Annotated in this window: 4 protein-coding genes; 3 read left to right on the forward strand and 1 reads right to left on the reverse strand. The window is 61.2% G+C overall.

What is annotated here, in order from left to right; all coding sequences use genetic code 11:
* The 3 genes from ELR45_RS40130 to ELR45_RS33910 all read left to right on the forward strand — a co-directional run.
* The coding region (locus tag ELR45_RS40130) for a transposase (RefSeq protein WP_205857808.1) at positions 1-367 on the forward strand (367 nt) is incomplete at its 5' end.
* A 60-nt stretch (positions 368-427) separates the two neighbouring features.
* Positions 428-658 (forward strand): hypothetical protein, encoded by a 231-nt coding sequence (locus ELR45_RS33905; protein ID WP_129670221.1) that lies wholly within the window; start codon positions 428-430, stop codon positions 656-658.
* 222 nt (positions 659-880) lie between these two features.
* Positions 881-1,270, forward strand: coding sequence for a tetratricopeptide repeat protein (locus tag ELR45_RS33910; protein WP_129670222.1), 390 nt, complete (start codon positions 881-883; stop codon positions 1,268-1,270).
* Between the two features lie 34 nt (positions 1,271-1,304).
* On the opposite strand, the gene ELR45_RS33915 is transcribed toward ELR45_RS33910, so the two are convergent.
* Positions 1,305-1,906: hypothetical protein (locus ELR45_RS33915; RefSeq protein ID WP_205857809.1), on the reverse strand; the 602-nt coding region annotated here is incomplete at its 5' end.

Consider the following 1,906-nt stretch of genomic DNA (forward strand, 5'->3'; position numbering starts at 1 on the left):
TTGCGGACCGATCACCGCGGCGAAGATCGTCGGGGAGACCGCCGGCGTCGACCGATTCCGCTCCAAGGACGCCTTCGCCAGACACAACGGAACAGCACCATTGCCGGTGTGGTCATCCAACCGGGCACGGCATCGCCTGTCCCGAACAGGAAATCGCCAGCTCAACGCCGCCCTGCACCGCGTCGCCATGACCCAAGCACGCTGTCACCCAGCCGCCCGGAACCTGCTGGAGCGCCGCAAAGCCAACGGCGACGGCGACATGGAAGCCCTACGTGTGCTCAAGCGTCGGCTCTCAGATGTCGTCTTCCGCGCCCTCACCGCCGATCAGCCACTCACCGCCATACGCCCAGTCAGCCTCGCCACTTGACAGAGGAGCTAGAGACAGTCCCCCGACCGAGAGTTTGAAAGCTGTGGCATCCTGGACATTGTGCAGCCCGAGCATGCGCTCGACATCGGCGTGACCGCGCTCTCTCGCAAGCGATACGGAACGTCGATCCTCGCCTTTCAGGTCGCGCTTGGGTCATTCGACGACCGAATATTCTCACTTGCATTGGATGAGCTTCATGCTCTCGTCAATCGGTCACGGGATATTGCGAAAGCGTCGACAGCACTGAAGCACAATTCTTACGCTCAAGAAGGCGACCGACTGAACTATTGAATTCCTTGCATCTACAGCTACTACTCGAATATGAAGACGATGCCGAGAATCATCGATCAGACGACTCTTTCGACAACCAAGACACACCCGAAGCGGACATCGACGATCCCAGACCGGCCCAACAGCAAGTGCAGCGTAACGATCTCAAGGGTATGGACGGCGGATCCCAAGACACTCTCCCGTCGGGCAGCGAATCCTTGAGCGCGCGAAGCATTCCAACTCATGAAGCTATTAACCCTGCAAGGACGCGCGGCTGCCTCCCGCAGGGTCTTTCAACACATCATCGACACCGGACACCAGGACGTCGCTGCCGCTGCAGCGTTCCACGTGGGTCGCCTGCTCGCGGAACGTGGCGACATAAGCGGCGCCATTTCTGTGTATGAATATGCAGCACGCCACGGCAGTTCACTCACGGTGGACTTCGCCAGGCTCTTCTGCGCCAAGCTTCGGCATAAACAATGGGACTTGGAAGGCGCTCTGACGGAGTTCCGACACGTGATCCGATCCGACAACAAACTTCCCGCCTGGCTCGCGACAATCGAGTTGCAAGCGTTGTTGGCAGATCAAGAAATGCGGATCAGTCATACGCGCGAGCATTCGGAGGATAGCTGATCCTGGGGCCAATGTTCACGCGGCCCTGGGACGTTCAGATGAGCCAGGCGTACCAGCTCTCGGCGGTAGCGACGCCGCCTTGCTCGCGGAGTCGCTTGAGCGCGGGTTCGATCTCTCGGACGAACATCCAGTGTTCCCGCAGGACGGCGGGCTCCATGTACGCCGGCCTGGTGCCCGCCACGGACAGCATGAGCTCTTCGCCTCGACGACGAAGCTCATCGAGCTCTTGATCCGTCAACGGTTCAGGGCTTCGCGCCGCCACGAGCACGTCAAGAAACAGCCGCAGCGTGTCCGCGAGCCTCAGGTTCTCCCGTTTCCACGACCCCACGGGCTGGGGCCAGCCACGCACGCCTCCCCCAGCCGGCATCAACGAGACTGCATCTCGCAACGTGTCCACGACCTGACACAGCACATCGGCCAACGGCGGCTGAGCAATAGCAAACGCGCGGATCAAATCGTCCGGGTACGTCGTCGCCCCTGCAGACGTGCTGGAATACAGCGGCAGCACATGCTGCAGGACATACTGCATCAGCGGATAGCAGGCCGTGATCGTGCTCGCCGACGTCAACGCATGATGCGCCACCTCCTCGCCGTCCGGGCATATCAAGCGCGCCCAACGCCGCCGGAACCCCGTCG

Origin of the sequence: Phytoactinopolyspora endophytica (assembly GCF_004138495.1) — a bacterium.
GTDB classification, from domain to species: Bacteria; Actinomycetota; Actinomycetes; order Jiangellales; family Jiangellaceae; genus Phytoactinopolyspora; species Phytoactinopolyspora endophytica.

Excerpts from the sequence above, each read along its gene's own strand:
- ELR45_RS33910 (WP_129670222.1), top strand. The coding sequence starts at position 881 with ATGAAGCTATTAACCCTGCAAGGACGCGCGGCTGCCTCCCGCAGGGTC.